The organism is Streptomyces sp. LARHCF249, from assembly GCF_052871255.1.
Genome location: NZ_JBIXJQ010000032.1, coordinates 1 through 5,068, shown reverse-complemented (window position 1 = coordinate 5,068; position 5,068 = coordinate 1). Strand labels below are relative to the sequence as shown.

Here is a 5,068-nt window from a genome sequence, read left to right as displayed (position 1 = left end):
GTGGAGTGCTTGCAGGCAATTACACAGCGAGGACGCAGTGGACGGTCGGTCTTATTCCGACATGATCGTCCCGCTCTGCGTGTGTGTGCACCCGATTACGGGTAAACATTCATGGAGAGTTTGATCCTGGCTCAGGACGAACGCTGGCGGCGTGCTTAACACATGCAAGTCGAACGATGAAGCCCTTCGGGGTGGATTAGTGGCGAACGGGTGAGTAACACGTGGGCAATCTGCCCTTCACTCTGGGACAAGCCCTGGAAACGGGGTCTAATACCGGATACCACTCCTGCCTGCATGGGCGGGGGTTGAAAGCTCCGGCGGTGAAGGATGAGCCCGCGGCCTATCAGCTTGTTGGTGGGGTAATGGCCCACCAAGGCGACGACGGGTAGCCGGCCTGAGAGGGCGACCGGCCACACTGGGACTGAGACACGGCCCAGACTCCTACGGGAGGCAGCAGTGGGGAATATTGCACAATGGGCGAAAGCCTGATGCAGCGACGCCGCGTGAGGGATGACGGCCTTCGGGTTGTAAACCTCTTTCAGCAGGGAAGAAGCGAAAGTGACGGTACCTGCAGAAGAAGCGCCGGCTAACTACGTGCCAGCAGCCGCGGTAATACGTAGGGCGCAAGCGTTGTCCGGAATTATTGGGCGTAAAGAGCTCGTAGGCGGCTTGTCACGTCGGATGTGAAAGCCCGAGGCTTAACCTCGGGTCTGCATTCGATACGGGCTAGCTAGAGTGTGGTAGGGGAGATCGGAATTCCTGGTGTAGCGGTGAAATGCGCAGATATCAGGAGGAACACCGGTGGCGAAGGCGGATCTCTGGGCCATTACTGACGCTGAGGAGCGAAAGCGTGGGGAGCGAACAGGATTAGATACCCTGGTAGTCCACGCCGTAAACGTTGGGAACTAGGTGTTGGCGACATTCCACGTCGTCGGTGCCGCAGCTAACGCATTAAGTTCCCCGCCTGGGGAGTACGGCCGCAAGGCTAAAACTCAAAGGAATTGACGGGGGCCCGCACAAGCAGCGGAGCATGTGGCTTAATTCGACGCAACGCGAAGAACCTTACCAAGGCTTGACATATACCGGAAAGCATTAGAGATAGTGCCCCCCTTGTGGTCGGTATACAGGTGGTGCATGGCTGTCGTCAGCTCGTGTCGTGAGATGTTGGGTTAAGTCCCGCAACGAGCGCAACCCTTGTCCTGTGTTGCCAGCATGCCCTTCGGGGTGATGGGGACTCACAGGAGACCGCCGGGGTCAACTCGGAGGAAGGTGGGGACGACGTCAAGTCATCATGCCCCTTATGTCTTGGGCTGCACACGTGCTACAATGGCCGGTACAATGAGCTGCGATACCGTGAGGTGGAGCGAATCTCAAAAAGCCGGTCTCAGTTCGGATTGGGGTCTGCAACTCGACCCCATGAAGTCGGAGTTGCTAGTAATCGCAGATCAGCATTGCTGCGGTGAATACGTTCCCGGGCCTTGTACACACCGCCCGTCACGTCACGAAAGTCGGTAACACCCGAAGCCGGTGGCCCAACCCGTAAGGGAGGGAGCTGTCGAAGGTGGGACTGGCGATTGGGACGAAGTCGTAACAAGGTAGCCGTACCGGAAGGTGCGGCTGGATCACCTCCTTTCTAAGGAGCACAGTACCGATTGCAGGCAAATGTTCTGCACGGTCAGCTCATGGGTGGAACGTTGATTAGTTGGCACCGGATTGTCTGATGGTTCTCGAGTACTGCTTCGGCGTGGAAAGAGGAGACGGAGGATGTCTGGTGCTTGGCACGTTGTTGGGTCCTGAAGGTACGGCCGTGATGGTCTGATCTTCAGTGCCGGCCCCAGTGAACTTGGTCTTCGGATCAGGGTGATGGGTGGCTGGTCGTTGTTTGAGAACTACACAGTGGACGCGAGCATCTGTGGCCAAGTTTTTAAGGGCGCACGGTGGATGCCTTGGCACCAGGAACCGATGAAGGACGTGAGAGGCCGCGATAGGCCCCGGGGAGCTGCCAACTGAGCTTTGATCCGGGGGTGTCCGAATGGGGAAACCCGGCAGTCGTCATGGGCTGTCACCCATGCCTGAACACATAGGGCATGTGGAGGGAACGAGGGGAAGTGAAACATCTCAGTACCCTCAGGAAGAGAAAACAACCGTGATTCCGGGAGTAGTGGCGAGCGAAACCGGATGAGGCCAAACCGTATGCGTGTGATACCCGGCAGGGGTTGCGCATGCGGGGTTGTGGGAATGAGCTTGATCGGTCTGCCGGCCGGTCGGCGAGTCAGAAACCGTTGATGTAGTCGAAGGACATGCGAAAGGTCCGGCGTAGAGGGTAAGACCCCCGTAGACGAAACATCAGCGGCTTGCTTGCTCATCTCCCAAGTAGCACGGGGCCCGAGAAATCCCGTGTGAATCTGGCGGGACCACCCGCTAAGCCTAAATATTCCCTGGTGACCGATAGCGGATAGTACCGTGAGGGAATGGTGAAAAGTACCGCGGGAGCGGAGTGAAATAGTACCTGAAACCGTGTGCCTACAAGCCGTGGGAGCGTCGCTGTATGTGCTTGCACATACAGTCGTGACTGCGTGCCTTTTGAAGAATGAGCCTGCGAGTTAGCGGTGTGTAGCGAGGTTAACCCGTGTGGGGAAGCCGTAGCGAAAGCGAGTCCGAATAGGGCGATTGAGTTGCACGCTCTAGACCCGAAGCGGAGTGATCTAGCCATGGGCAGGTTGAAGCGGAGGTAAGACTTCGTGGAGGACCGAACCCACCAGGGTTGAAAACCTGGGGGATGACCTGTGGTTAGGGGTGAAAGGCCAATCAAACTCCGTGATAGCTGGTTCTCCCCGAAATGCATTTAGGTGCAGCGTCGTGTGTTTCTTGCCGGAGGTAGAGCACTGGATAGGCGATGGGCCCTACCGGGTTACTGACCTTAGCCAAACTCCGAATGCCGGTAAGTGAGAGCACGGCAGTGAGACTGTGGGGGATAAGCTCCATGGTCGAGAGGGAAACAGCCCAGAGCATCGACTAAGGCCCCTAAGCGTACGCTAAGTGGGAAAGGATGTGGAGTCGCAGAGACAACCAGGAGGTTGGCTTAGAAGCAGCCACCCTTGAAAGAGTGCGTAATAGCTCACTGGTCAAGTGATTCCGCGCCGACAATGTAGCGGGGCTCAAGCGTACCGCCGAAGTCGTGTCATTGCAGCAATAGGGCCAACGCCCGCTGTGATGGGTAGGGGAGCGTCGTGTGCCGGGTGAAGCAGCAGCGGAAGCTAGTTGTGGACGGTTCACGAGTGAGAATGCAGGCATGAGTAGCGATACACACGTGAGAAACGTGTGCGCCGATTGACTAAGGGTTCCTGGGTCAAGCTGATCTGCCCAGGGTAAGTCGGGACCTAAGGCGAGGCCGACAGGCGTAGTCGATGGACAACCGGTTGATATTCCGGTACCCGCTTTGAAACGCCCAATATCGAATCAGGCGATGCTAAGTCCGTGAAGCCGTTCCGGACCCTTCGGGGAAAGGAAAGTGGTGGAGCCGACGAACCAGACTTGTAGTAGGTAAGCGATGGGGTGACGCAGGAAGGTAGTCCAGCCCGGGCGGTGGTTGTCCCGGGGTAAGGGTGTAGGCCGAGGGGTAGGTAAATCCGTCCCTCGTTAAGGCTGAGACCTGATGCCGAGCCGATTGTGGTGAAGTGGATGATCCTATGCTGTCGAGAAAAGCCTCTAGCGAGTTTCATGGCGGCCCGTACCCTAAACCGACTCAGGTGGTCAGGTAGAGAATACCGAGGCGTTCGGGTGAACTATGGTTAAGGAACTCGGCAAAATGCCCCCGTAACTTCGGGAGAAGGGGGGCCATCACTGGTGATCGGACTTGCTCCGTGAGCTGGGGGTGGCCGCAGAGACCAGCGAGAAGCGACTGTTTACTAAAAACACAGGTCCGTGCGAAGCCGTAAGGCGATGTATACGGACTGACGCCTGCCCGGTGCTGGAACGTTAAGGGGACCGGTTAGTGCGCTTTCGGGCGTGCGAAGCTGAGAACTTAAGCGCCAGTAAACGGCGGTGGTAACTATAACCATCCTAAGGTAGCGAAATTCCTTGTCGGGTAAGTTCCGACCTGCACGAATGGCGTAACGACTTCTCGACTGTCTCAACCATAGGCCCGGTGAAATTGCACTACGAGTAAAGATGCTCGTTTCGCGCAGCAGGACGGAAAGACCCCGGGACCTTTACTACAGTTTGATATTGGTGTTCGGTTCGGCTTGTGTAGGATAGGTGGGAGACTTTGAAGCCCCAACGCCAGTTGGGGTGGAGTCGTCGTTGAAATACCACTCTGGTCGTGCTGGATGTCTAACCTCGGTCCGTGATCCGGATCAGGGACAGTGTCTGATGGGTAGTTTAACTGGGGCGGTTGCCTCCCAAAGGGTAACGGAGGCGCCCAAAGGTTCCCTCAGCCTGGTTGGCAATCAGGTGTTGAGTGTAAGTGCACAAGGGAGCTTGACTGTGAGACCGACGGGTCGAGCAGGGACGAAAGTCGGGACTAGTGATCCGGCGGTGGCTTGTGGAAGCGCCGTCGCTCAACGGATAAAAGGTACCCCGGGGATAACAGGCTGATCTTCCCCAAGAGTCCATATCGACGGGATGGTTTGGCACCTCGATGTCGGCTCGTCGCATCCTGGGGCTGGAGTCGGTCCCAAGGGTTGGGCTGTTCGCCCATTAAAGCGGTACGCGAGCTGGGTTTAGAACGTCGTGAGACAGTTCGGTCCCTATCCGCTGTGCGCGTAGGAATATTGAGAAGGGCTGTCCCTAGTACGAGAGGACCGGGACGGACGAACCTCTGGTGTGCCAGTTGTCCTGCCAAGGGCATGGCTGGTTGGCTACGTTCGGGAGGGATAACCGCTGAAAGCATCTAAGCGGGAAGCCTGCTTCGAGATGAGTATTCCCACCTCCTTGAGAGGGTAAGGCTCCCAGTAGACGACTGGGTTGATAGGCCAGATGTGGAAGCCCGGTAACGGGTGAAGCTGACTGGTACTAATAGGCCGAGGGCTTGTCCTCAGTTGCTCGCGTCCACTGTGTTAGTTCTGAA

Annotated in this window: 2 rRNA genes; both read left to right on the top strand. The window is 57.1% G+C overall.

From position 1 onward, the window contains the following. Positions 1-108 precede the first annotated feature (108 nt). Positions 109-1,633: ribosomal RNA gene (locus ACIPUC_RS37175) — 16S ribosomal RNA — on the top strand. Positions 1,634-1,914: 281 nt separating this feature from the next. Continuing rightward, positions 1,915-5,037 (top strand): 23S ribosomal RNA (locus tag ACIPUC_RS37170). Together the 16S and 23S rRNA genes form the textbook arrangement of a ribosomal RNA operon. Positions 5,038-5,068 lie beyond the last annotated feature (31 nt).